The sequence below is a fragment of the Pseudoxanthomonas sp. F37 genome, from assembly GCF_022965755.1.
Taxonomy (GTDB): domain Bacteria; phylum Pseudomonadota; class Gammaproteobacteria; order Xanthomonadales; family Xanthomonadaceae; genus Pseudoxanthomonas_A.
Genome location: NZ_CP095187.1, coordinates 2,621,982 through 2,646,233 on the forward strand (window position 1 = coordinate 2,621,982; position 24,252 = coordinate 2,646,233).

Here is a 24,252-nt window from a genome sequence, read left to right on the forward strand (position 1 = left end):
GCTTCGGGTCTCGAGGCACGAGCAACAGCATCGCGGGCATGGCCCGCTCCTACAGGACGCCCCTATCGGAGACATCGCATGAGCCAGCCGCTGCACCATTTCTTCGACGGACAGTGGGTGGAAGGCGGCAGCGGCCGCTTCGGCGATGTCTACGACCCCGCCACCGGCCGCGTCACCACCCGCGTGCCGTTGGCCTCGGTCGATGACGTGAAGCAGGCGGTGGACGCCGCGTCCGCCGCCTTTCCCGCGTGGGCGGCGACCACGCCGCTGAATCGCGCACGGGTGATGTTCCGCTTCAAGGAACTGCTGGAGGCCCACGCCGGCGACCTGGCGAAGATCATCACGGCCGAACACGGCAAGGTGCTGTCCGACGCGCGCGGCGAAGTCACGCGCGGGCTGGAAGTGGTGGAGTTCGCCTGCGGCATCCCGCACCTGCTCAAGGGCGAGCATTCGATGAACGTCGGCCGCGATGTCGATTCGTGGAGCGAATACGCGCCACTGGGCGTGGTGGCCGGCATCACCCCGTTCAACTTCCCCGCCATGGTGCCGCTGTGGATGTTCCCGGTGGCCCTGGCCTGCGGCAACACCTTCGTATTGAAGCCGTCCGAGCGCGACCCGTCCGCATCGTTGTTCATGGCCGGCCTGCTGAAAAAGGCCGGGTTGCCGGATGGCGTGTTCAACGTCGTCCACGGCGACAAGGTGGCGGTGGACGCCTTGCTCGATGAGCCACGCGTGCAGGCGCTGAGCTTCGTCGGCTCCACCCCGATCGCCGAGTACATCTATGCGCGCGGCAGCGCCAACGGCAAGCGCGTGCAGGCGCTGGGCGGGGCGAAGAACCACATGGTGGTGCTGCCCGATGCCGATCTGGACGGCGCGGTCTCGGCGCTGCTGGGCGCCGGCTATGGGTCGGCCGGCGAACGGTGCATGGCCATTTCCGTGGCGGTCTGCGTGGGCGATGCCACCGCCGATGCGCTGGTGGCGAAGCTGGCGCCGAAAGTCGCCGCGCTGAAGATCGGGCCCGGCTGCCAGGATCCGGAGATGGGCCCGCTGGTCACCGGCGCCCACCGCGACAAGGTACGCGGCTACGTCGACGCCGGCGTGGCCGAGGGCGCGGCCCTGGTCGTCGATGGCCGCGGCCACGTGGTCGAGGGTCACCCCGACGGCTTCTTCCTGGGCGGTTGCCTGTTCGACCGGGTAACGCCCGACATGACGATCTACCGCGAGGAGATCTTCGGCCCGGTGCTCTGCGTGGTCCGCGTGCCGGACCTGGACAGCGCGCTGCGCCTGGTCAACGAACACGAATACGGCAACGGCACCGCCGTGTTCACCCGCGACGGCGGCGCGGCGCGCGAGTTCGCGCATCGGGTGCAGGCCGGCATGGTGGGCATCAACGTGCCCATCCCGGTGCCGATGGCCTTCCACAGCTTCGGCGGCTGGAAGCGCTCGATCTTCGGCCCCCTGCACGTGCATGGCCCGGACGGCGTGCGCTTCTATACGCGTCTGAAGACCGTCACCGCCCGCTGGCCGGACACGCACGCCGCCGAGTTCGTGATGCCGACGATGAAGTAAAGTCGGGGCCGGTTCCCTCGAGGTGGTGGCCGATGTCCCTGCGCTCCATCCGCATCCTGGTTTTCCTCGCCTGCCTGATCGCGTCCACGACGGCGCCCGCCGCCGGGCCCGTCGCGCAGGTGCGCGTGGCCTTCGACCGCAACGGCGTGGTCAGTACCCGTGCCGAAGGCATGGCGGACCTCGCCACCGGCCGCGAGGTCACCCCGGACGATCCCGTGCGGGTCGCCTCCATCTCCAAGCTGGTCACCACGATCGGCGTGATGCGGCTGGTCGAAGCCGGCCAGCTGGACCTGGATGCCGACGTCTCCACGTACCTGGGCTGGACCTTGCGACATCCCCGGCACCCCGACACGCCGATCACGCTGCGCCTGCTGCTGTCGCACCGCTCCAGCCTGACCGATGCCGCCGGCTACTACGCCACGCCGTTGGGCGAGCCGCTGAAGACGATACTCGACGACCCCAAGGCCTGGGACGACGCGCACGCACCCGGCACGCACTTCCGCTACACCAACCTCAACTTCCCGCTGGTGGCGATGGCGATGGAGAACGCCACCGGCGAACGCTTCGACCTGCTGATGCGCAGGCTGGTGCTGGAACCGCTGAAGCTGGATGCCTGCTACAACTGGGCGAGCTGCGATGCCGCCACGGCGGCGCGTGCCGTGGTGCTGTACCGCGACCGCGCACCGGTGCGCGACGACAACCGGGCCGGCAAGCCGGCCTGCGCCGTGGTCGTCGAGGAGGGCGCCGACTGCGACCTCGCCCGCTGGAAGGCCGGGGAGAACGGCGCGCTGTTCTCGCCGCAGGGTGGCCTGCGCATCTCCGCGAACGGACTGGCGAAGATCGGCCGCCTGCTGCTGAACCACGGCGAGGTCGACGGTGTGCGCCTGCTCCAGCCCGCCAGCGTCGATGCCATGGTGGTGCCGCAGTGGACCTTCGACGGCGGCAACGGCGTGACGCATGAAGAAGACAGCGGGGACGGGAGGAACCAGGCCTTCTTCTGCCGTTACGGCCTGGCCGTGCAGACCCTGGCCACGCCTGTGGCGGGCTGCGGCGACGACCCGTTCGGCGACCGCATCGCGCGCGTCGGTCATTCCGGCGATGCCTACGGCCTGCGCTCTGGCCTGTGGATCGACCGCGAGGCGGGCACGGGCGTGGTCTACTTCGCCACCGACGTGGGCGGTTCGCGCGGCGGTGCGCATTCGGCATTCAGTCGTGTCGAGGAAGCGCTGGCGGCCGGCACGGCGCACTGAGGCCCGCCCGCTCAAGAACTCCCCGGATCGGCCGATACGGCCTACATGTCGCCCCGCGCCGCATCCGCCGCGCGGCCAACATGATCCACAGGGGGATCCTTGAAATGACGTCACGTCCGACGGTTCTGCTTTGCGATGACTCGCGCGCCCTGCGCATGCTGGCGGCCCGCCAGCTCGACGATTGCGGCTTCCACGTGGTGGGCGAGGCCGGCAACGGCCACGAGGCCGTCAGCCAGTACCAGGCGCTGAAGCCCGACGTGGTGCTGATGGACCTGGTGATGCCCGAATGCGACGGCAAGCAGGCGCTGGGCCGGATCCTGGCGCAGGACCCCGGTGCGCGCGTGGTGATCCTCAGCTCGCTGGGGGCCCAGAGCGACATCGAGGAGTGCCTGAAGCTGGGCGCCAGGTCGTACCTGCAGAAGCCCATCGATCCTGAGGTGATGGACCGCGTGCTGCACGAAGCGGTCGCCTGACCGGCGCGCACGTCCCTCCACCTTCCGTACGAGACGATCCCACATGGCAGCGAAATTCCTGGGCCAGTTCCTGCTGGAACGCGGCACCATCACCCCCGCGCAGCTCCTGGCCGCCCTCGACGCGCAGCGCGCATCGAATCCCCTGCTCGGCGAGCTGGCCATCCACCACGGCATGCTCGACGCCTCGCAGGCCCGCCGCATCAACGAACGCCAGCGCGCCGAAGACCGGCGCTTCGGCGACATCGCGCTGGAGATGGGCTGGCTGAGCGAAGGCCAGCTGGACGTGCTGCTCACGGCGCAGAAGAAGGGCCGCAAGCTGTTCGGCCAGATCCTGGTCGAACAGGGCATCCTGACCGCCGGGCAGCTGGAAACCGAGCTGGCCGCGCATCGCCGCGACCTGGACGAGGCCAACCACGCCCTGGCGTTGGGCATCGCGGGCCACCCCCTGGCCGACGTGGCGACCAGCGCCATCCGCGTGTGCAACCGCCTGTTCCCGCGTCTGGTCGGCAGCCAGTGCCAGGCCGCCGGTATCGCCCACGATGCCGCGCTCGAAGCCTGCGAAGTCACCGCGCACGTACGCATCGCGTCCGGGTCGGACGCGCTGCTGGTCGGCGTGGGATGCAGCCGCGCCACCATGCACGCCATGGCCTGCGCCCTGCTTTCGCTCCCGCCGGAACAGTGCGACGACGAACTGGCGGTGGACGCCCTCGGCGAGCTGGTCAACGTGCTGATGGGCTATGTGGTGCGCGACACCCTGCCCGACGACGCGGCGTACCGCGCCCAGCCGCCCTCGACCCGGTTGTCCGCAGCCGATCTGGCCGCCACCGGCCGCACCCTGGCGCTGGCGATGGCGTCCCAGCGCGGCGACTTCGTCCTGATCGTGGGCTGATCGATCGACTCAGGCCCGCATCAGCCGCCACGCGCGGTGGATGCGGGCGTTGCGTTCGAAATCCGGCGGGATGGTGCCCGCGCTGATGTCCTCGCAGCGCGCGAATCCGGCCACGGCGTCCTCGTCCAGCTTGAAACGGCGGAAGTTGTTGCTGAAATACAGCACGCCCCCCGGCGCCAGGCGGGCGACGGCGGCACGCAGCAGGCGGACGTGTTCCTTCTGCACATCGAAGTCGTCGGCGCGCGCGGAATTGGAGAACGTGGGCGGGTCGCAGAAGACCAGGTCGTACTCGGCCTGTTCGGCCTCCAGCCAGCGCACCGCATCGGCCTGCACCAGCCGGTGCTTCGCGCCGCCCAGGCCGTTCTCGGCCAGGTTGTCCGCGCACCACTGCAGGTAGGTCGCCGACAGGTCCACGCTGGTGGTGCTGGCCGCGCCCGCCACCGCCGCCTGCACGCTGGCCACGCCGGTGTAGCAGAACAGGTTGAGGAAGCGCTTGCCGCGCGCTTCCTGCGCCATGCGCCTGCGCAACGGGCGGTGGTCGAGGAACAGGCCGGTGTCCAGGTAATCGAACAGATTCACCCGCAGCCGCGCGCCCGACTCGCGCACCACGATGAACTCGTCCCGCTGCTGCATGCGCCCGTACTTGGACCCGCCCTTGCCGCGCTCGCGCGCCTTCACCGCGATCTGTTCCTGCGGCACGCCGAACACCTCGCGGGTGGCGGCCAGCAGTTCGCTGAAGCGGCGACGCACATCGTGCTCGGGGATGCTCGCCGGGGCGGCGTATTCCTGCACATGGAGGAAGAGGCGGCCCTGCCCGTCTTCCTCCTGGTAGACATCGATGGCCGCCGCGTACTCGGGCAGGTCGGCATCGTAGGCGCGGTAGCAGGTCACGCCCTCGCGCGCGCGCCAGTTCTTGAACTTCTTCAGGTTCTTGCGCAGGCGGTTGGCGACCATCTGCGCGCCGTCGGACAGCGGCCTGGCCTCGCGCGGTTCGCGGGCGGGCACGGCGACCGGATCGCAGACGATCAGCGCGCACTCGATGGCGCCGTTGAACAGCTGGTATTTCTTCGCGGCGCGCAGGCCCGTGGCATGGCCGAGCTCGGCATTGCCGCACAGCAGGCTCGCCCGCCATTGCGGCACGGCACGTTGCAGCGCATCGCCGAGCGCACGGTACAGGTCGGCGTCGGCGGCCAGGCGCTCGTCGTAGGGCGGATTGCAGACCACCAGCCCGCGCGCCTCTTCGCGCAGCGGCAACTGCGCCACATCGCGGGTCTCGAACTGCACCTGGCCGGCCAGACCCGCCAGCACCGCGTTGTCGCGCGCGGCGCGGATCGCGCCGATGTCGACGTCGCTGCCGAAGAACACCGGACGCAGCGCCTTGCGCCCTTCCGCTTCGCGCTGCACGGCATCGGCGAACAGCGTGCGCCAGGCCGCCACGTCGAAGCCGAGCCAGCGCGTGGGCAGCGCATTGCCATGCCGCTGCAGGCCGGGCGCCACGTCGGCCGCCATCAGCGCGCCTTCGATCAGCAGCGTGCCGCTGCCGCACATCGGGTCGAGCAGCGCACCGCCCTCGTGGTACAGCGCCGGCCAGCCCCCGCGCATCAGCACGGCCGCTGCCAGGTTTTCCTTCAACGGCGCTTCGTTCTGGGCCTGCCGCCAGCCGCGACGATGCATCGGCCCACCGCCCAGGTCGATGGAGATCGTCGCGCGTCCCTTGCGCAGCGACAGGTTGATGCGCACATCCGGCTGATCCACGTCCACGGACGGGCGCTCCAGCCCCTGCTGGCGCAGGCGGTCGACCACGGCGTCCTTCACGCGCTGCGCGGCGAAGCGCGCATGGGTGATCGCTTCGCCGGAGACATGCGCATCCACCGCCAGCGTCAGTTCGGGACGGGTGTGCTGCTCCCAGGCGATCGCCATCACGCCGTCGTACAGGGCCTGTTCGTCGGGGCACTCGAACTCGGCGATCGGCCACAGCACGCGGCTGGCCAGGCGCGACCACAGCACGGCCCGCTGTGCGTCCACCCGCTCGCCATCGGCATTCACGCCGGCGATGGTGGCGGTGGCCTTGGGCACGCCGAGGGCGAGCAGTTCGTCGGCGAGCAGGTATTCCAGGCCCTTGGCGCAGGAGACGAAGAATTTCACGGTGGAACCTCGATAAACAGGATCGTCGTCCCAGCGGATGCTGGGACCCAGCTTGCCCTGCGCCAACATTCCGGGGCAGAACCGGAATCGACACGGATGGCCCGCCCTTCGGCGGTCGAAAGCCCGGCTTGCGCCGGAATGACGGCAGGGGGAATCAGAGTGCGGCGAGCAACTGCCCGAACGCCTCCGCCGACGCCTCGACGTGGCTGGAGAGGCGATGCCCGTCATCGACCAGCAGCAAGCGTGCACGGCGCGCGTGCGCCCAGTCGGTCACGGCCTGCGCGGGTATCAGTTCGTCATCCCATCCATGGATGATGGAAACCGGCACCGTGGCGGCGTCCAGTTCCGGCAACGGGCCCATCGTGATCGGCGGCGCCATCAGGAACAGGCCGCGCACCGGCACCTCCAGCGAGATGCGGCCGGCGATGTAGGCACCCAGGCTGGAACCGGCCAGCACCACCGGGCCGCGCGCGGCGGCCGCCTGCGCCAGCGTGCGCAGGCGATCGAGCCGGGCGACCACATCACCCAGCGAACTGACCTCGCGGCGGGCGTCGAGATCGGTGTAGTCGGGCCGTTCGTGGGTCCAGCCCAGGCGTTCGGCCACGTCGGCCAGCGCGGTGACCTTGGTGGCGTCGGGACCGCTCTCGAAACCGTGCGACAGGATGCAGTGGCCGCGCATCACAACGCCTCCAGCGCATCGCCCAGACCGAAGGTGCCGCCTTCGACGATGCGGGCGCACAGGCCGCCGTGGCCGCGCATGGCGTTGTAGCCGCCCGGGCCCAGCGCGTCTTCCATGCGCGAGCAGGGGTCGCACTCCTCGGTACCCTCGAAGACCGCCGTGCCGATACGGAAGCGTCGCTGCTTCAGCGCGACCAGCGGAATGCCGGAGACCACCACGTTCCTGCGCAGCAGCGCCGGTGCCAGGTCGGGACGTTGCGCGAGTGCGGCGATGGCCGGCAGGTGCTCGGCCTGGATCAGGGTGATGCCGCGCTTGCCGCTGCCGCCCTGGTAGCGGTCGCCGACCAGGCCCGCGCCGGCGATGGCCTGGACGGTCCGGGTGGCGACCATGGCCTGGTCGCGGGCCGGCCGCAGGCCGATCCATTCCACCTTGCCGGCACGCGGCAGGGTGGCCATCAGCCTGGCCAGCGGGGAGTCGGGGTTGAGCGGCATGCGGAACCGGACGGAAAGGAAGACCGTCAGTTTACCGGACCGGGCCGGGGGCCGCCCCCGCCTGCTAGCATCGGCGCATGAGCACCGAACCGCCCACGCGCGCCCCTGTCGTCGATCCGCTGCCCTACGAGGACAGGCTGGACGCGCGGCCCCTGGGGCAGATCGACCTGGTGGTCATCCACTGCACCGAACTGCCCGACCTGGCGATGGCACGTCACTACGGCGAACGCATCCTGCATGCGTCCGGCACCGGCAACAGTGGCCACTACTACATCGACCGGGACGGCAGCGTGCATGTCTACGTGCGGCCGGAGCGCGTGGCCCACCACGTGCGCGGCTACAACCCGCGTTCGGTGGGGATCGAACTGGTGAACACCGGCCGTTATCCCGACTGGCTCGCCAGCGGCAGCCAGAAGATGGAAGAGCCCTACACCGATGCGCAGATCCGTGCGCTGATCGCGTTGCTGGACCAGCTGCGGCGCGAGTTGCCCGCATTGCGCCACATCGCCGGCCACGAGGACCTGGACACCGCGCGCGAGCCCGCCAGCGACGACCCCACCGTCAGCGTGCCGCGCAAGATGGACCCGGGCCCGCTGTTCCCCTGGGAGGCCGTGCTGCGTGCGACCCCGCTGGAAAGGCTGATGCCCTGACAGGCCACGCACGGGCGGCCGGTATAATCGCCGTCCGCCAAGACCCCAGGCCCTGCCGTGCCCGCACCCGAACCCGTCGTCTCCGAGCTGATCGAACTGCTGTCGCTGGAGCGGCTGGAAGACAACCTGTTCCGTGGCCAGAGCCGCGACATCGGCACCAAGTACGTGTTCGGCGGCCAGGTGCTGGGCCAGGCGCTGTCGGCGGCGCAGGCGACGGTGGACGGCAGCAGCGGCGAACGCCGCGCGCATTCGCTGCACGCCTACTTCCTGCGCGCCGGCAACATCGAGGCGCCGATCGTCTACGAAGTGGACCGCACGCGCGATGGCGGCAGCTTCTCCGTGCGCCGCGTCACCGCCATCCAGCACGGCCGGGTGATCTTCTTCTGCGCCGCGTCCTTCCAGGCCGAAGAAGGCGGCGCTGAGCACCAGCTGTCCATGCCGGAGGTACCCCAGCCCGAGGACATCGCGCCGGCGCCGGCGGTGCCCGCCGAGGTCATGGGCACGCTGCCGCCGAAAGTGCAGCGCTGGCTGTCGCGGCGCGGGCCCTTCGAGTTCCGCCACGTCTATCCGCGCGACGAACTGAACCCGCCCAAGCGCCCACCGTTCCAGCAGGTCTGGTTCCGCCTCAGCGAACCGGTGGGCGATTCGCCGGAGCTGCACCGTGCCCTGCTCGCCTACGCCTCCGATTTCCAGCTGCTGGGCACCGCCACGTATCCGCACGGCATCAGCTACTACCAGCCCAACGTGCAGATGGCCTCGCTGGACCACGCGCTGTGGTTCCACCGCCCGTTCCGTGCGGACGACTGGCTGCTGTATTCGATCGACAGCCCCAGCGCGAGCGGTTCGCGCGGCCTGGCGCGCGGGCAGATCTTCGACCGCCAGGGCCGGCTGGTGGCCAGCTCGGCGCAGGAAGGCCTGATCCGGGTGGTGCCGGACGCCGAAGCGGCCTCGGCCGTGCCGGCGAAGGACTGAGGCCTCCCGCATGCGGCAAGTCTTCTCCAGCCAGCGCATCGAAACCGTCGAGGGCGTGGCCAGGCTGCTGACCGATGCGGGCATTCCCGTGCACATCAGCAACGGGCGCTCCTACCAGAGCAAGCGCAGCGGACAGTTCAGCTATACCGAGCCGGTGAAGGCACAGCAGCAGCCCGCCGTCTGGGTGCGCCATGCCGAGGACCAGCCGCGCGCGCGCGAACTGCTGCGACAGGCCGGCCTGCTGGAAACCACGCGCCCGGGCCAGGGACCCACGCTGACCTTCCGCAGCGCACAGGACACGCCCGCCGTGCCGCAACGTTCCTGGGCCTGGCGTATCCGCCTGGTCCTGCTGGCGCTCATCGCGCTGGCCGCCGCCATCATGTGGATGCGGCGCCCGGTGCCTGCCCCTGCCCCTGCCGCTCCGCTCCCCTCGCCGCCGCAGACGCAGCCGGCGCCGGCGGCGCCGGCCGACGAAGCGCCGGAGGAAGAGCGCATCCGCATCCAGCCTGCCACCGGCGGCTGACCGCCTGGCCGCGGTGTCCGGTCACATCCGTCGCCCCGGCCCGTCAGGGTCATCAGCCCACCCGATGATCCTGACGCCATGAACGCCCTCGCCCTGGACCTGATGCTGCAGACCGAACTGCCCGCCGCCACGCGCGGCAGCCAGGAGGCCTACGGCCGCATCGTCCAGGCCTGCCAGAACACCGTCACCGCCATCGCGCTGGCGATCACCCGCGATGTGCAGGCCAGCGAAGACATCGCGCAGGAGGCCTTCCTCAAGGCATGGCAGCAGTTGGACCGGCTGAAGAACACCGCCAGCTTCCTGCCGTGGCTGCGCCAGATCACCCGCAACCTCGCCCGCGACTGGCTGCGCGCGCAGCATGGGCGCCCGATGTCGGGCGAAGTGGCCGAGATCGCCATCGGCATGGCGGCCGATCCCGACCCCACGCCGGCCGAACGCCTGCTGCGGACGGAAGAGGAAGGGGTGGCGGCCGACATCATTTCGTCCCTGCCGGAAGACAGCCGCGAGGCGCTGCTGCTGTTCTATCGCGAAGGTCAGAGTTCGCAGCAGGTCGCCGACCTGCTGGGCCTCAGCGATGCCGCCGTGCGCAAGCGGCTGTCGCGCGCGCGCGCCCTGGTGCGCGACGAGTTGCTGCAGCGGTTCGGCGGATTCGCGCGTTCCTCGGCACCGACCGCGGCCTTCACCATGGTCGTGCTGGGTGGACTGGTCGGCGCCATGCCGGCGGCCAGCGCGGCGACGGTCATCGGCTCCGGCGTGCTGGGCACGGGGCTGTTGGGCAAGCTGGGCACGGGCGGCCTGACCACCGGCGGCGTTACCGGCGGGGTGGCCGGCGGCTCGCTGGGCGTCATCCTCGAACACGTCACCCACCATCCCGCCGCTCTCGGCGGTGCGGTGGGCGGCGTGATCGGCGGCCTGGTCGGGTATGCCTTCACCTGGTGGTATCTGGCCCGCTTCTGCCAGACCGCCCAGCAACGCCTTCAGGTACGCCGCTTCATGGCGCTCAATGCCGGCACGGGGGCGGCCTGGATGGTCGGCCTGATGCTGGCGACCGTGCTGGCCCCGGGGTGGCAGGTGATCCTCGCCGTCACCGTGGCGGGGATGTGCGTGATCAACTACCAGTACCTGGTCACCCTGCCCCGCATCATGGACCCGATCCTGGCCCATCCCGCCAACGCCCGGCGCCGGCGGGGCTACGACTACATCATCGGCCGCAAGGCGGTGGCGCTGACCAGCGTGTTGGCCCTGGCGGCGATCCTGTACGCGCTGGTGGGCAGCGGACGCCTGGCCTTCTAGTTCCCGCATCGCGCCGCCCGGGTCACACTCGGCGCCGCCGGTCGTCGTGCCTGCACGAACCGGACGAGCGGAGACCCGATGGATACCTTGACGATCGAACTTTCCCTGCGTGATGCATTGCCGGCCGCTGCGCGCGGCGACCAGGCCGCCTACGGCCGCGTGGTCGCGCTGTGCCAGAACGCCGTCACCGGCATCGCCCTGGCGATCACCCGCGACGTACACGCCAGCGAAGACATCGCCCAGGAGGCCTTCCTGAAAGGCTGGCGCCAACTGGCGACGCTGAAGAATCCCGACAGTTTCCTGCCGTGGCTGCGCGAGATCACCCGCAACCTGGCCCGCGACCACCTGCGCGCCCAGCGGCGGCGCCCCATGACCGGCGAGGCCGCCGAGATCGTATTGACGCTGGCCGCCGACACCGCGCCCACGCCCGCGGAAACGCTGCTGCAGACCGAACAGGAAGCCGCGGCGCGCGAAGTGATCGCCGCCCTGCCGGAAGACAGCCGCGAAGTGCTGCTGCTGTACTACCGCGAGGGCCAGCGCTCGCAGCAGGTCGCCGCGCTGCTCGGCATCACCGATGCCGCCGTGCGCAAACGGCTCTCGCGCGCACGCCAGTATGTGCGCGAGGAACTGATGGTGCGCTTCGGCGAGTTCGCGCGCGCTTCGGCGCCGTCTGCGGCATTCGCCAGCGGCGTCCTGGGCGTGATCGCGATCGCGGCGCCACCGTCGGCGGGCGCGGTGGTACTGGGCGCCGGTGGCGCAGCAGCCGGCAAGGGCCTGCTCAAACTGGTGGGAGGCGCGCTGGGCGCGGCCGCGTTCGGCACGCTGGTCGGCATCGGCGCGGTGTGGTTCGGCATCCGCAAGCCGTTGAAGGATCCGCTGGACGCGCGCGAGCGGCGCGACCTGGTGTTCTATGGCGCGTTCTGCACCCTGCTGATTCTCGGCTTCATCGTCGGCATCCTGGCACTGACGCAGGTGCGCGGCTGGATGCCTCACCTGGGACTGACCCTGGTCTACATGGGCGGCATCTGCTGGGCCAGTGCGATCTGGCTGCCGCGCATCCTGCGGCGGCGTCAGGCCCGTGACCTCCAACGCGACCCGGAAGGCACGCGGCGGCAAATCGAACGCCAGCGCTTCTGGCGCGTGTGGGGGCTGGTGATCGCGATCGGACTCGCAAGTGCGGGCGTGATCGCCGGGTTGGTGATGTCCGGCCGCCTTTCGTTCTGAAGCCCGATGGCGCGTGCACCCGGATGGCCGGGTGCACGCCGTTCCGCTCAGCGGCGGGCGGGCCTGCCCGCGGCCAGCTCATCCTTCGACAGCGAACCGTCCTTGTCGGTGTCGAGCGCGTCGAAGCGGCTGGCCAGGCGGCCGTCCTTCACTTCCTCGCGCGACAGGCGCCCATCCTTGTTCGCATCCGCCGTCGCGAAACGTTGGTCCATGCGGGCCTGCATGCGCTGGCCGGCCTCGGCACGGCGCGCGGCGTGGGCCTGGTCGATCTCGGCGCGGGTCAGCTTGCCGTCCTTGTCGGCATCGGCCTTGGCGAACCATGCGTCGCGGCGCTGCTGGCCGCGCAATTCGCGGTCGAGGCGGTCGATCGCGCCGTCCTTGTTGGCGTCCAGCCTGTCGAAGCGCCCGGCGAACGACGGATCGGCTGCCGCCTCTGCACGGCTGACCTTGCCGTCGCCGTCGGCATCGAGCTTCCTGAAGGCCATCGCACCGCGTTCTCCGCCGCCATGCCGGCCGGGGCCGCGCATGCCCTGGCGGTGCGGACGTTCCTCGGCGCTGAGCTTGCCGTCGCCGTTGCTGTCCAGGTCGGCGAAGCGTTCGGCCAGGCGCGGATGCGCGGCGGCTTCGGCCTTGTCGATCGCGCCGTCATTGTTCTTGTCCAGGCTCGCGCGCGCCGGCTTCTGCGCATCTGCGGCCTGCGTGGCGGCCAGCGTGGAGCCGGCGCCGAGGGCGGCCAGCACGGCCACGAAAAGCAGGGTCTTGCGGTTCATCGTGTTCTCCTGGAGACGCGGCGCCAACTGCGCCACTGGCAGGGAAAACGCCCGCGTGCGGTCCGGGTTGACGCGTGGGCGTGCGCGTTCAGCCGGCGGACGGTCGCGGCCCACGCGACGCGGGCGCCGCAGTATGCTGCGGGCATGTCCCACGCCCTCGCCCGCGCCGTTTCGACCTTCGGCCATCCGATGCTGGTGCTGCCGCTGGCGGTGGTGGCGATCGCCCTGGCGCGCGGGGACCGCGCCGCCGCGGCGTGGTCGGCGGCGGGATTCGGGGTGTTCGCCGTCCTCGTCATGGGCTATTCGGCCTGGCAGGTGCGTCGTGGCCGCTGGGCCCACGTGGACGCCAGCGCACGCCACGAACGCGGGCATCTGAACCGTTTCCTGTTCGCGGCGCTGGCGGCCGGCGCGGCGCTGCTGGCATGGCGCGGCACGCAGCCGGTGTTCGCGCTGGGCCTGGCGATGTCGGCGGCGATGATCCTGGCGGCGATGGCCACCGCACGCTGGTGCAAGCTGTCGCTGCACATGGCGTTCGCGGTGTTCGCCGCGTGGATGCTGGGCGAACTCGGTACGGCCTGGACGCTGGCGGCCCTGCTGTTCGCCGTCGCGGTGGCGTGGTCGCGCCTGGCGCTGCACCGGCACGAGCCGCGCGACCTCGTGGCCGGCGCGATCGCGGGGACGCTGGCGGGCGCCGCGTTCTGGCCGCTCGCCGCACGCTGGATGCCATGACCATGGGCGAGAACACCCAGCCGATCGACGACCTGCGCCTGTTCCACACCGGCGAGCATCCATGCGGCTACTGGCCGGACCGGGTGGCGCGCGACCTGGTGCTGGATCCTCGCGACCCCCGCCTGCCGCAGCTGTACCCCGACGCGCTGTCGTGGGGCTTCCGCCGCTCGGGCGACATCGTCTACCGCCCGCACTGCCGGCAGTGCCGCGCATGCGTGGCGGTGCGCATCCCGGTGGCGGACTTCGCGCCCGACCGCAGCCAGCGGCGCTGCGCCGCGCGCAACGCCCGTGTCGAAACGCGCATCGTCGCGGCGCTGCGGAACGAGGAGCACCTGGCGCTGTACCAGCGCTATCTGGCCGCGCGGCATCCGCTGGGCGGCATGGACGAGCATGGCGCCATCGAGTTCGACCAGTTCCTGGTGGGCAGCTGGTCGCGTGGCCGCTTCGTGGAACTGCGCGAGGACGGCGAGCTGCTGGCGGTGGCCGTGACCGACGTGATCGCCGGCGCGCTGTCGGCCGTGTACACCTTCTACGATCCCGCACAGGAGGCGCGCAGCCTGGGCACGCTGGCCATCCTGCGCCAGATCGAATGGGCGCGACGCGACGGCTACGCGCACCTGTATCTGGGCTACTGGATCGAGGGTCATCGCAAGATGGACTACAAGCGGCGCTTCCGGCCGCTCGAGCACTTCGACGGCCGCCAGTGGCGCCGCGCCGGGTAAGCGGCGCCAACGCGGGGATGTCATCCGCGCGTGGCATCATGGCGGCATGCGAATCCCTGCCGCCCTGTTCCCGATGATCCTCGCCCTGGCCGCCTGCAGCGGCACGTCCCCGCAGCGTGGAGATGCGCCCGCGCTCGCGACCCCGATGCGCGTCGCCACCTACAACACATCACTGTATTCGGACGAGGCCGGCGGCGTGATCCGCCAGCTGCAGGGCGAGGATGCGCATGCGCGCAAGATTGCGGCCGTGCTGCAGAAGGTGCGGCCCGATCTGGTGCTGCTGAACGAATTCGACTACGACCCGGCGCATCGCGCGGCCGACCTGTTCCAGGAGCGCTACCTGGGTGTCGCCCAACCCGGTGGCGGCGAGCCGCTGCACTACCCGTACCGCTATCTGGCGCCGGTGAACACCGGCGTGCCCAGCGGGCTGGACCTGGACCGCAACGGCAGCGTCGGCGCCCAGGGCCGCGAGCGCGGCAACGACGCCTGGGGCTACGGCCTGCACCCGGGCCAGTACGGCATGCTGGTGCTGTCGCGCTTCCCGATAGACGAGGCCGGCGTACGCACCTTCCAGCTATTGCGCTGGAGCGCGCTGCCCGGCGCCACCAATCCGGTCGACCCCACCACCGGACAGCCGTTCTACGCCGACCACGTCTGGACGCAACTGCGGCTGTCGTCCAAATCGCACTGGGACGTACCGGTGCGCACGCCCGGCGGCACGCTGCACTTCCTGGTTTCCCATCCCACGCCACCGGTGTTCGACGGCCCGGAAAACCGCAACGGACTGCGCAATGCGGACGAGATCCGGCTGTGGCGCGAATACCTCGCGTCCGGCGACGCGCCCTGGCTGTGCGACGACCAGGGCCGCTGCGGGGGCCTGCCCGCCGATGCGCGCTTCGTCATCGCCGGCGACCTCAACAACGATCCCGCCGATGGCGACGGCCAGCACGAGGCCATCGTCGAACTGCTCGAACATCCGCGCGTGCTGCGCCTGGCCACCCCACGCAGCGAGGGCGGCGAGGAAACCGCGCTCGCCTACGCCGCCAAGGGCATGCAGCGCCGCGGTGCACCCGCACACGTCACCGGGGATTTCGGCCGCCGCAACGGCGCCCTGCGGCTGGACTACGTGCTGCCGTCCACGGGCCTGACGCCCGTGGGCAGCGGCGTGTTCTGGCCGAAGAAGAGCCATCCGGACGCCGCCATCGCCGATGGCAGCGACCACCACCTGGTGTGGGTGGACCTTACGCTGTAGGCGCCGACGCGGGCGCGGGAACGACCCGCGGCCCGAAACCGAACACGGCTTCGCTCTGCGCCGAGACGATCATCCGGATCATGCTGCCGGGCACCATCAGCTCCACCTGCACGTCGTGGCCTTCGGCGTCCTTGCCCACCAGGGTCATTTCGGTGAAGGCGCCGCCGGTGTCGATCTCCCGGCAGAAGATGTGCGGCCCGTCGGGCTGGCTGGTAAGGTAGGGCTTGACCGCTTCGCCCAGCGCCTCCAGTGCCTGCGGGAAGAAGAACACGGCATAACCTCCATGGCCATTCATCGCGCGCGCCTCACTTCAGTTCGATGGTGATCGCCGCGGCGGCGGCGCGGGCCTTGGAGCGGGCGATGTCGACGTCCTCGCCCCGCGCCAGGGTCACGCCGACACGGCGGTGGCCGTCCACGCGCGGCTTGCCGAACAGGCGCAGGCCGGTGTCGGGTTCCTCCAGCGCGCCTTCCACGTTGCCGAACACCGGCACGCCATGGCCGTGCGCCAGCATCGCGCATGAGGCCGACGGGCCGTTCTGGCGGATCACCGGGACAGGCAGGCCGAGGATGGCGCGCGCGTGCAGCGCGAACTCGGACAGCTCCTGCGAGGCGAGCGTGACCAGGCCGGTATCGTGCGGACGCGGCGAGACCTCGCTGAACCACACCTCGTCGCCCTTCACGAACAGCTCCACCCCAAACAGCCCCCAGCCGCCCAGGTCGTCGGTCACCGCCCGGGCGATCCGCTGCGCCCGCTCCAGCGCGCGCGGCGACATCGGCTGCGGCTGCCAGCTTTCGCGGTAGTCCCCGTCCTTCTGCCAGTGGCCGATGGGTTCGCAGAACGCGGTGCCACCGGCGTGGCGCACGGTCAGCAGGGTGATCTCGTAATCGAAGTCGATGAAGCCTTCCACGATGCAGCGGCCGGCGCCGGCGCGGCCGCCGGTCTGCGCGTACTCCCACGCCGGATCGATGTCGGACTCGCTGCGCAGCGTGCTCTGGCCCTTGCCGGAGGAGGACATCACCGGTTTCACCACGCACGGCAGGCCGATGGCACGCACCGCCTCGCGGTATTCGGCTTGCGTGTCGACGAAGCGGTACGGCGAGGTGGGCAGGCCCAGCGTTTCGGCGGCCAGCCGGCGGATGCCTTCACGGTCCATCGTCAGGCGCGCGGCACGTGCCGTCGGAATCACCCGGGCCGCGCCCTCCGCTTCCAGCGCGACCAGCGTCTCGGTATGGATCGCCTCGATCTCGGGCACGACCAGATGCGGCTGTTCCTGCGCGATGAGCGCGCGGATCGCGGCCGGGTCCAGCATGTCCAGGACGTGCGCACGATGCGCCACCTGCATGGCCGGCGCGTCGGCGTAGCGGTCGGCGGCGATCACTTCCACCCCCAGCCGCTGCAGCTCGATGGCCACCTCCTTGCCCAGCTCGCCCGACCCGAGCAGCAGGACACGGAAGGCGTGGGGAGACAGCGGCGTACCGAGCGTGACCATGGGCGACTTCCAGGAAAGGGGGCGCCAGTGTAGCGGCCGGCCCGACGGAAGGTGGCACGGGCCGTTGACATTTGATATCAAATTGATATCTGATACATGCAAGCCAACCAAGGGGACCGACCATGCTCCATGTGATCAAGCAGATCCAGCGCCGCTGGCCCGCCCACGCGCACCGGATCACCTGCGGCCTGCTTCTTCTCTCCGTGGCCCTGCTCGCGCTGGGCAGCGGCCTGTCGCTGCGGTAACCCCGTCCCGAGACCAAGACCATGAAAGAGAACGCCAAGTCGTCGCTGCCCGGAATTCCCGCCCTGCTGGGCCTGCTGGTGCTGGCACTGGGAATCGCCGCCCTGTTCATCCATGGCGCCGTCCACAAGCAGCCCCTGTCCATGGGAGGGGCCGCCCTGCTCGGCTTCGCTGTCATGTTCCTGATGGCCGGGCTGTACAAGCTGGAGCCCAACCAGTCCGCCGTGCTCAGCCTGTTCGGCAAGTACGTGGGCACGGTGAAGGACAACGGCCTGCGCTGGAACAACCCCTTCTTCAGCAAGCGCAAGGTCTCCCTGCGCATCCGCAACTTCGAAAGCAGCCGGTTGAAAGTCAACGAACTGGACGGCAGCCCCATCGAGATCGCCGCGGTGATCGTGTGGCAGGTGGTGGATTCGGCCGAAGCCGTGTTCAACGTGGACGACTACGAGAGCTTCGTGCACATCCAGTCCGAAGCCGCACTGCGTGCGATGGCCTCCAGCTATCCGTACGACCAGCACGAGGAAGGCCAGATCGCGCTGCGCAGCCATCCGCAGGAAATTTCCCAGCATCTGCAGGAGCAGATCGCGGAGCGGCTGGGCAAGGCCGGCGTGGACGTGATCGAAGCGCGCATCAGCCACCTGGCCTATGCGCCCGAGATCGCCCAGGCCATGCTGCAGCGCCAGCAGGCCAATGCCGTGATCGCCGCGCGCACGCGCATCGTCGCCGGTGCGGTGGGCATGGTGGAGATGGCCCTGGCCGAGCTGCAGAAGAACGACGTGGTGAAGCTGGACGAGGAGCGCAAGGCGCAGATGGTCAGCAACCTGCTGGTGGTGCTGTGCGGCGAACGCGGCACCCAGCCGATCGTCAACACCGGCTCGATCTACTGACAGGCGCCAGGCCATGCACGCGCTCGCACCGCTCGTCCTCGCGCTCTCCGGCCTGCCCGCGCTGCTCATCGGCGCGTGGGTGAGCCGGGCAGGCGACCCGCGTTCGCGCGGCATGGCCCTGCACTGGGTGCTGATCGGCCTGGCCATCCAGGCCGGCGCCGTGGCCGTGTACTGGGCGGGGGGCGACGACCGCCTGGCGCAGGGCGTCGTGATCGCGATGGTGGTGCTGGTCAACGCGCTGATCGTCTCGATGGTGCTGCAGTTGCGCCGCAGGGGTAAGCGCCAGTGAGCGAGAAGCAGGACAGGAAGGCCTATCCGCTGCGCATCAGCGCCGACGTGCTGACCGCGGCGCAGCGCTGGGCCGACGACGAACTGCGCTCGCTCAATGCGCAGATCGAATACGTGTTGCGCGATGCGCTGCGCAAGGCGGGACGGCTTCCCAGGACCGGCGCCGCGCCGGACCACCCCAAGAAGGAATCGCCATGAACCACCGATGGAACCACAAGGTCGTCGAAATCCCCTACAGGATGTTCGCGGGCAAGCTGACCGACCGCATCCAGCAGGAGCTGGACAAGATGAGCGCACAGGGCTGGGAACTGGTCAGCACGCTCTTCATCGAACACGAGGTCTCGGTGCGGCTGTTCTTCAAGAAGCCCGCCTGATCTCCCCGCAAGGAGTCTTCCCATGCAGCAGCCGCAGGACTTTCCGGTCGCACCGCTGCCGACGCACGCGAACGGGTGGCTGTGGTTGCCGCTGGTGCTCGCCATCGGCGCCACCACCGCCGCGCTGACACTGCCATCGGACACCCCGCCGCCGCTTGCGGCCTGGCTGACCCTGCCCTTCATCCTGCTGGTCGGCGGGGTGCTGGCCGTGGCGATGCGACGGCGCGCGATCGTCCTGGACAACCGCGAGCTGCAGGTCCGCGCCACGTTCTACACGAAGCGGTTCGCCATCGAAGCGGTCGACCTGGACAAGGCCCGCGTGGTGAGCCTGGAAGAGCACACGGAGCTTTCGCCCACGCTGAAGACCAACGGCTTCAGCCTGCCCGGATTGAAGGCCGGGCATTTCCGCCTGCGCAACCTCGGCAAGGCGTTCTGCCTGGTCACCGATCGCACGCGCGTGCTGACCCTGCCACTGCGCGACGGCAGCCTGGTGCTGGTCAGCCCCGAGCGCCCGGCCGAGCTGCTGGCCCGGCTGCGCGAACTGGCGGCGCCGGTGACCCGCCGCTAAGCTGCGGACATGCGCCGCCTGCCTGCCCTGCCCCTGAAGTCGGTCCTGCTCAACACGTCGCGTATCGAACTGTGGCCGGCCGACCTGCTGCGCGCACGCAGCAACGCGGATGCCCGCGCGCTGGCAGGCGCGTACGCGGTGCTGCGCCGCAAGCACGATGGCCGCTACCTGGCGGCGGTGTCCGCGCGCGGCGTGCATCCGCTGGTGACCGGCCTGCCGCGCCAACCCGGCCTGGACGAAGCGTGGGATGCCCTGGACCGTTTCGAATCGGCCACCCGCGGGTTCCACGCCGATGCCCAGGGTGCGCTGCCGCTGCACGCCCTGCAGGAACGCCTGCACGCACTGGGACTGGATGCCTACGCCTACGCCGAACGCACCGGCCTGGCCCTGGTGGCCGAACCGGCCGCCCTCGCCTTCGCAGGACGCGACCGCTACCGCCGCCCGCTCTGGCTGACGTGCTCCGCGGCGCGCGGATGGTGGGCGATGCGCGCCGCCGCCGCACGCGATGGCGTGGTGCTGGAAGCCATCTCCGGCTATCGCAGCCACGACTACCAACTCGGCATCTTCGAACGCAAGCGCGCGCGCGGACAGCGTGTGGAGGAGATCCTCAAGGTCAACGCCGCTCCCGGCTACAGCGAGCACCATGGCGGCCGTGCCCTCGATATCGGCACGCCGGGAGAGCCGCCGGCCGAGGCATCTTTCGAGCACACCACCGCCTTCGCCTGGCTCACCCGGCACGCCGGCGATTTCGGCTTCGTCATGAGCTACCCGCGCGACAACCCGCACGGCATCGTGTACGAGCCGTGGCATTGGTGCTTCGCTCGGCCATCGCTCGCTTGACGGGAAGGGGTGGAGCGGACACGCTCGCCCTGGGGCTTTCTGCACTGCACTGTCGTCGACCGCGGGGGCGTGTGACTGGCTCCATCTCCATGGCCAGGAAGGACCTTGATGAACCCATCCAACCCTTACGAAAGCCCGGCGACCGCGATCACCGAAACGCGCCTGCCGTTGGAGCGTGACGTCCCCGAGGAGATTTCGCATCCCATCAAGCATGGCTGGGTGGCGGCATGCGTCTCTTGCGTCATGACACTGATCGTCACCCTGATCGCACTCTCGGGCGATTCAGCGGGAAACACCGATGCCGCCTGGAACTTCATCGACGTCGCCCTGATCGCCGGCCTCGCCTTCGGCATCTACAAGCGCAGCCGCACAGCCGCCACCATCATGCTCGCGTACTTCGTACTGTCGAAGGTGCTGGTCATGATTGACACAGGCATGCCCTCTGGACTGGTGCTGGGCTTGGTGTTCGCGATCTTCTACTTCCGCGCGATGACGGCGACATTCCGCTACCACCGTTTCCTTCGCGAGTGGAAGCGCAACCCACCGGCGCCGAAGCGCTCGCTGAGCGATGACCCGCTGTTCGCGCCCAAGTCCAGCGACGCCTGACGCCACCTCAATCCTGCGACCGCTTCGTCGCCGTCTTCGCTTCGCTGCCGAAGTCGGCGATGCGCCACAGGTACTGCGCCGCATAGGTGCGGTAAGGGCCCCACTTCTCGCCGCGCGCCAGCAGTTCCTTCGGCGTGGGCATGACCTCCTGCCGGTCGACGAACTGCGCGCCCTTGCGCACGCCCAGGTCGTCGACCGGCAGCACGTCCGGGCGCCCCAGGCGGAACATCAGCATCATTTCCACCGTCCAGCGGCCGATGCCGCGGATGGGCACCAGTGCGGCGACGATGTCGTCCTCGCCCATCAGCGACATCTGCCGGAGGGTCGGGATCTCCCCCCGCTGCTCACGCGCCGCCAGGTCCCGCAACGCAAGCGTCTTGTTGCCCGAAACGCCGCAGGCCCGCAAGGCCGCATCATCGATGCGCCCCAGGGTGTCGAAGTGCAGCCGCGTGCTGCCCACGGCCGCTTCCACGCGCCCGACGATGGTCGCGGCCGCCTTGCCGCTGAGTTGCTGGTAGAGGATCGCACGCGCCAGCGCATCCACCGGGTCGAACGGCTTGCGCCAGCCCGGTTGCGGTTCGATGTAGCCGATCCGCTTCATCCACGTGCCGAGCCTGCGGTCGCGCCGGCTCAGATGGTCCCAGGCCTGTTCGGTATCGAAGCCGCGTGCGTGCCGGGGCATGTCAGCGGCGGATGGCGTCCACGGCCCACAGCACCCAGCCCAGCATCAGCATGATGCCGCCGGCCGGCGCCAGGCGCGTGCTGGTTCCCACCATGGCCCCGGCGACCAGGCTGCCTGCGAACAGCAGCGTGCCCAGCAACAGCAGCGACAGCGCGGCCTTGCCCATCCGGCGTGTGGTGCCCGCGCCCAGCGCCGCCAGCGCCAGGCCATGCCCGAAGCCGAACAACGCCGCCGTCTGCAGGTTCGACTGCGCCGGCCCATCGCCGACGCCATGCGACGCATAGGCCGACAGCCCGACCGCGGCGGCGGCCAGCAGGCCACCGGACAGGGCCAGGAAGGAGGGTTTGCGTTGACGCCGGTCGTAGTTCATGGATTCAGCGGACCTCGCGGGGAGACCGGCATCCTGCCAGGGGCGGAAGGCATCGCGGAAAAACCGATGCCCGTAAACGCAACGCGCCGCATGAAGCGGCGCGTTGGAAGCCTACCTGTCATCGCAGATGCAGGCCCGGGTGGTGTTACTGCTTGACCGCCCAGTAGATGTCGAACTTGCCGTCGCCCTCGAAGGCGCCGTCGACGCCGGACTTCCAGGACTCGAACGGACGGTCGACCACTTCGTGGCCGGCGGTGACCGCCCAGGCGCGCAGCGCGTTGCGCTGGTTGTCCAGTTCGGCCATGTAGCCGGTGTAGCTGGCGAAGGCGAGCTTGCGCGGCTCGGTGCGCACGTACTCCACCGGGGCGCCCGACGGGATGGTGACCTTCAGTTCGCCGGTGGAGGCGACCGGGGCCGGTGCGGCGGCCGGGGCGGCTTCGCCCTCGGCGGCGGCGTCGGCCTTGGGCGCGGCCGTGCCCTTGCGGACCGGCTGGGCGACGTCGAAGGCGTACTTCTCGGTGCCGTAGTCGGTGGTGATGATGCGCACCGGACCGGCGGCCACCAGGCCATTGGCCTCCATCACGCGCTTGATCCACTCCTGGTTCTGCTTGATCGAGGCCTTGATGGCATCGTTGGTGCGGTCGATGTTGCCGGCGTTCACCACCAGCAGGTCTTCGGCGGGCAGTTCGACCAGCTTCAGGTCGGTCAGCGGGCTGCCTTCGGTGCGGTAGTCGAAGTTCGGCACCGTGGCCAGCATGTTGGTCAGCTTGGACAGGCCCGCCTTGACCGCGTCGCCGACGTGGCGGCTGACGTACATGCCGGCGTAGCGTCCGATCAGGTTCCAGCCATAGGTGACCTGGTAGGTCTGGGTGACCTTCACGTTGCGGTTGTTCTTGCCCGTGGGCTCCAGCGCGAAGGTGCTGCGCTTGTCGGTGCCCATGCGCTTGTCGGTGATCGCGTAGACGATCTTGCCCGGGCCGCCGGTCGGGGCGGGACGCTCGCTCTCGACGATCTCCCAGCTGCCCTGGCCCCAGGCCGGGTTGGCCGAATTGAAGTCGACCTTGGCGCCGACGCCGGTATTGTCTTCGCCGCCGGAGTAGCTGAGTTCGTTGGCCGCGCTCGGGACCAGCGGGTTCCAGTCCTTCAGTCGGCGCACGTTGTTCAGCGTGTCGAACACGATGGTCATGCGGCGGTTGGTCTCGACGCTTTCCTGCAATTCGCGCGAGGACGGCAGGATCAGGCCGATCACCAGAAACAGCGCCAGGACCAGCGCCAACGCAATCACGAACTCGATCAAACGGGTCATTCAGGAGTCTCCGGGGGCCGGTGCCTCGGCCGTGAAAAAAATGCACCGCGCATCCTAGCAGGGTTGCCGGGCTTCGCGCAGCCCACCTGACACCGGTTGGCCGCCCTATTCCGCGGCGTATGGAGCCCCTTTTCGGGCCACGGCCGGCATGCCGTTGCGGAACCCGGCCCGAAGGCGCGTGCGCGAAGCCCCATGCTGCGCCGCATGCCCCCCCCCGGGCCGCGTCGCGCACGGCGCGCGGGGGCCGGCCACCCTCCCGGCGTCAGACCAGCTGCAGTTCGAAGGCCTTCAGCACCGCCCGGGTCCGGTCGCGCACGCCCAGCTTCGAGAGGATGTTGGACACGTGGTTCTTGATGGTGCCCTCGGCCACCCCCAGCGAATTGGCGATCTCCTTGTTGGAGAAGCCGCTGGCCATCAGCCGGAGGATCTCGGTCTCGCGGTCGGTCAGCGGATCTGGACGGTCCAGGCTGACGAATTCGTTGCGCATGTGTTCCAGGCCCGACAGCAGGCGCTGGGTGACGGCGGGCTGCACCAGCGAGCCGCCATCGGCCACGGTGCGGATCGCGCCGACCAGCAGCTCCAGCGAGACATCCTTCAGCAGGTAGCCCTTGGCGCCGGCCTTCAGGCCGGCCAGCACCAGCTGGTCGTCGTCGAAGGTGGTCAGGATGATGGTCGGCGGCAGCTGCCCCGCCCGGGCCAGGGCCTGCAGGGCTTCCAGGCCGGACATCACCGGCATGCGCATGTCCATCAGCACGACATCCGGCTTCACCTGCGGCACCAGGTCGACGGCCTGCTTGCCGTCGGCGGCCTCGGCCACCACCTCGATGCCGTCGTCCAGCGCCAACAGGGAGCGGATGCCCTGGCGCACCAGGGTTTGATCGTCGACCAGACAGACACGGATCACGGGGTTCCTCCGGAGCTGAGCTCGGGTGTGGGTGCGGGGGGGACACGGGAAGGGGGGCCAGGG

The 24,252-nt window shown here is 70.0% G+C and carries 30 protein-coding genes and 1 pseudogene; 20 read left to right on the plus strand and 11 right to left on the minus strand.

Annotated features, from left to right (window positions below):
* Positions 1-78 precede the first annotated feature (78 nt).
* The 4 genes from MUU77_RS12285 to MUU77_RS12300 all read left to right on the plus strand — a co-directional run bounded on the left by MUU77_RS12285 (position 79) and on the right by MUU77_RS12300 (position 4,181).
* The gene (locus MUU77_RS12285) at positions 79-1,569 is read left to right on the plus strand and encodes a CoA-acylating methylmalonate-semialdehyde dehydrogenase (RefSeq protein WP_245087235.1); all 1,491 of its coding nucleotides are present in this window, start codon (positions 79-81) and stop codon (positions 1,567-1,569) included.
* A 32-nt stretch (positions 1,570-1,601) separates the two neighbouring features.
* Positions 1,602-2,819 (plus strand): serine hydrolase domain-containing protein, encoded by a 1,218-nt coding sequence (locus MUU77_RS12290; RefSeq protein WP_245087238.1) that lies wholly within the window; start codon positions 1,602-1,604, stop codon positions 2,817-2,819.
* A 104-nt stretch (positions 2,820-2,923) separates the two neighbouring features.
* On the plus strand, positions 2,924-3,292 hold the full coding sequence (locus MUU77_RS12295; protein WP_245087241.1) for a response regulator: 369 nt from the start codon (positions 2,924-2,926) through the stop codon (positions 3,290-3,292).
* A gap of 43 nt (positions 3,293-3,335) precedes the next feature.
* On the plus strand, positions 3,336-4,181 hold the full coding sequence (locus MUU77_RS12300; protein WP_245087244.1) for a chemotaxis protein CheX: 846 nt from the start codon (positions 3,336-3,338) through the stop codon (positions 4,179-4,181).
* A gap of 9 nt (positions 4,182-4,190) precedes the next feature.
* Here MUU77_RS12300 and rlmKL read toward each other — a convergent pair whose 3' ends face one another.
* The 3 genes from rlmKL to MUU77_RS12315 form a co-directional block, all read right to left on the minus strand.
* Positions 4,191-6,326, minus strand: coding sequence for a bifunctional 23S rRNA (guanine(2069)-N(7))-methyltransferase RlmK/23S rRNA (guanine(2445)-N(2))-methyltransferase RlmL (gene rlmKL, locus MUU77_RS12305; RefSeq protein ID WP_245087246.1), 2,136 nt, complete (start codon positions 6,324-6,326; stop codon positions 4,191-4,193).
* A 154-nt stretch (positions 6,327-6,480) separates the two neighbouring features.
* Positions 6,481-7,008, minus strand: coding sequence for a YqiA/YcfP family alpha/beta fold hydrolase (locus MUU77_RS12310; RefSeq protein WP_245087249.1), 528 nt, complete (start codon positions 7,006-7,008; stop codon positions 6,481-6,483).
* A complete protein-coding gene (locus MUU77_RS12315) occupies positions 7,005-7,496 on the minus strand; it encodes an MOSC domain-containing protein (RefSeq protein WP_245087252.1) in 492 nt (163 codons plus the stop codon). Before MUU77_RS12315 ends, MUU77_RS12310 begins: the two co-directional genes overlap by 4 nt.
* Before the next feature lie 77 nt (positions 7,497-7,573).
* On the opposite strand from MUU77_RS12315, the gene MUU77_RS12320 reads away from it, so the two are divergent.
* The 5 genes from MUU77_RS12320 (at position 7,574) to MUU77_RS18565 (ending at position 12,158) form a co-directional block, all read left to right on the plus strand.
* Positions 7,574-8,146: an N-acetylmuramoyl-L-alanine amidase gene (locus MUU77_RS12320; protein WP_245087255.1), complete on the plus strand. Its 573-nt coding sequence runs from the start codon at positions 7,574-7,576 to the stop codon at positions 8,144-8,146.
* A 57-nt stretch (positions 8,147-8,203) separates the two neighbouring features.
* Complete coding sequence (gene tesB / locus MUU77_RS12325; protein ID WP_245087258.1) at positions 8,204-9,118, plus strand: acyl-CoA thioesterase II; 915 nt, start codon at positions 8,204-8,206, stop codon at positions 9,116-9,118.
* A 10-nt stretch (positions 9,119-9,128) separates the two neighbouring features.
* A complete protein-coding gene (locus MUU77_RS12330; protein WP_245087261.1) occupies positions 9,129-9,641 on the plus strand; it encodes a DUF2007 domain-containing protein in 513 nt (170 codons plus the stop codon).
* 78 nt (positions 9,642-9,719) lie between these two features.
* Positions 9,720-10,934 carry a sigma-70 family RNA polymerase sigma factor gene (locus MUU77_RS12335; protein ID WP_245087264.1) on the plus strand — a complete coding sequence of 405 codons (1,215 nt, stop codon included), beginning with the start codon at positions 9,720-9,722 and terminating at the stop codon, positions 10,932-10,934.
* A gap of 78 nt (positions 10,935-11,012) precedes the next feature.
* Positions 11,013-12,158, plus strand: coding sequence for an RNA polymerase sigma factor (locus MUU77_RS18565; protein WP_345779053.1), 1,146 nt, complete (start codon positions 11,013-11,015; stop codon positions 12,156-12,158).
* A gap of 47 nt (positions 12,159-12,205) precedes the next feature.
* Here the strand turns inward: MUU77_RS18565 and MUU77_RS18570 are convergent, their stop codons facing one another.
* Entirely contained in the window at positions 12,206-12,382 is a 177-nt protein-coding gene (locus tag MUU77_RS18570) for a hypothetical protein (protein WP_345779079.1), read from the minus strand.
* Between the two features lie 33 nt (positions 12,383-12,415).
* Positions 12,416-12,928, minus strand: a pseudogene (locus MUU77_RS12345) (calcium-binding protein); the annotation flags it as partial.
* 144 nt (positions 12,929-13,072) lie between these two features.
* Here MUU77_RS12345 and MUU77_RS12350 point away from each other — a divergent pair.
* The 3 genes from MUU77_RS12350 to MUU77_RS12360 are packed head-to-tail and all read left to right on the plus strand — an operon-like array spanning position 13,073 to position 15,631.
* Positions 13,073-13,657: a hypothetical protein gene (locus MUU77_RS12350; protein WP_245087270.1), complete on the plus strand. Its 585-nt coding sequence runs from the start codon at positions 13,073-13,075 to the stop codon at positions 13,655-13,657.
* Positions 13,654-14,379: an arginyltransferase gene (locus tag MUU77_RS12355; RefSeq protein WP_245087273.1), complete on the plus strand. Its 726-nt coding sequence runs from the start codon at positions 13,654-13,656 to the stop codon at positions 14,377-14,379. Before MUU77_RS12350 ends, MUU77_RS12355 begins: the two co-directional genes overlap by 4 nt.
* 46 nt (positions 14,380-14,425) lie before the next feature.
* Complete coding sequence (locus MUU77_RS12360) at positions 14,426-15,631, plus strand: endonuclease/exonuclease/phosphatase family protein (RefSeq protein WP_245087276.1); 1,206 nt, start codon at positions 14,426-14,428, stop codon at positions 15,629-15,631.
* Here MUU77_RS12360 and MUU77_RS12365 read toward each other — a convergent pair.
* Entirely contained in the window at positions 15,621-15,926 is a 306-nt protein-coding gene (locus MUU77_RS12365; protein ID WP_245087279.1) for a hypothetical protein, read from the minus strand. The two genes, MUU77_RS12360 and MUU77_RS12365, sit on opposite strands and share 11 nt — an antisense overlap.
* Positions 15,927-15,936: 10 nt before the next feature.
* Positions 15,937-17,121: a formate-dependent phosphoribosylglycinamide formyltransferase gene (purT, locus tag MUU77_RS12370; protein WP_245087282.1), complete on the minus strand. Its 1,185-nt coding sequence runs from the start codon at positions 17,119-17,121 to the stop codon at positions 15,937-15,939.
* 122 nt (positions 17,122-17,243) lie between these two features.
* Between purT and MUU77_RS18510 the strand changes: the two genes are divergently transcribed.
* The 8 genes from MUU77_RS18510 (at position 17,244) to MUU77_RS12405 (ending at position 20,927) form a co-directional block, all read left to right on the plus strand.
* Positions 17,244-17,366, plus strand: a complete 123-nt coding sequence (locus tag MUU77_RS18510) for a hypothetical protein (RefSeq protein WP_256452052.1) — start codon at positions 17,244-17,246, stop codon at positions 17,364-17,366.
* Between the two features lie 21 nt (positions 17,367-17,387).
* A complete protein-coding gene (locus MUU77_RS12375) occupies positions 17,388-18,251 on the plus strand; it encodes an SPFH domain-containing protein (protein ID WP_245087285.1) in 864 nt (287 codons plus the stop codon).
* A gap of 13 nt (positions 18,252-18,264) precedes the next feature.
* Positions 18,265-18,540, plus strand: a complete 276-nt coding sequence (locus tag MUU77_RS12380) for a hypothetical protein (RefSeq protein WP_245087288.1) — start codon at positions 18,265-18,267, stop codon at positions 18,538-18,540.
* Positions 18,537-18,737: an Arc family DNA binding domain-containing protein gene (locus MUU77_RS12385; protein WP_245087291.1), complete on the plus strand. Its 201-nt coding sequence runs from the start codon at positions 18,537-18,539 to the stop codon at positions 18,735-18,737. Before MUU77_RS12380 ends, MUU77_RS12385 begins: the two co-directional genes overlap by 4 nt.
* Positions 18,734-18,913, plus strand: coding sequence for a DUF4177 domain-containing protein (locus tag MUU77_RS12390; protein WP_245087293.1), 180 nt, complete (start codon positions 18,734-18,736; stop codon positions 18,911-18,913). The genes MUU77_RS12385 and MUU77_RS12390 overlap by 4 nt, the downstream gene beginning before the upstream one ends.
* Positions 18,914-18,935: 22 nt before the next feature.
* Positions 18,936-19,481 carry a PH domain-containing protein gene (locus MUU77_RS12395; RefSeq protein ID WP_245087296.1) on the plus strand — a complete coding sequence of 182 codons (546 nt, stop codon included), beginning with the start codon at positions 18,936-18,938 and terminating at the stop codon, positions 19,479-19,481.
* A 9-nt stretch (positions 19,482-19,490) separates the two neighbouring features.
* Positions 19,491-20,321: a M15 family metallopeptidase gene (locus MUU77_RS12400; RefSeq protein ID WP_245087299.1), complete on the plus strand. Its 831-nt coding sequence runs from the start codon at positions 19,491-19,493 to the stop codon at positions 20,319-20,321.
* A 108-nt stretch (positions 20,322-20,429) separates the two neighbouring features.
* Complete coding sequence (locus MUU77_RS12405) at positions 20,430-20,927, plus strand: hypothetical protein (protein WP_245087302.1); 498 nt, start codon at positions 20,430-20,432, stop codon at positions 20,925-20,927.
* 7 nt (positions 20,928-20,934) lie between these two features.
* Here the strand turns inward: MUU77_RS12405 and MUU77_RS12410 are convergent, their stop codons facing one another.
* The 4 genes from MUU77_RS12410 to MUU77_RS12425 form a co-directional block, all read right to left on the minus strand.
* A complete protein-coding gene (locus MUU77_RS12410; RefSeq protein ID WP_245087305.1) occupies positions 20,935-21,609 on the minus strand; it encodes a DNA-3-methyladenine glycosylase in 675 nt (224 codons plus the stop codon).
* 1 nt (position 21,610) lies between these two features.
* Positions 21,611-21,979: a DUF423 domain-containing protein gene (locus tag MUU77_RS12415; RefSeq protein ID WP_245087309.1), complete on the minus strand. Its 369-nt coding sequence runs from the start codon at positions 21,977-21,979 to the stop codon at positions 21,611-21,613.
* Between the two features lie 145 nt (positions 21,980-22,124).
* The gene (locus MUU77_RS12420; protein WP_245087312.1) at positions 22,125-23,285 is read right to left on the minus strand and encodes a polyketide cyclase; all 1,161 of its coding nucleotides are present in this window, start codon (positions 23,283-23,285) and stop codon (positions 22,125-22,127) included.
* A gap of 262 nt (positions 23,286-23,547) precedes the next feature.
* Entirely contained in the window at positions 23,548-24,189 is a 642-nt protein-coding gene (locus MUU77_RS12425) for a response regulator transcription factor (RefSeq protein ID WP_245087315.1), read from the minus strand.
* Between the last annotated feature and the right edge of the window lie 63 nt (positions 24,190-24,252).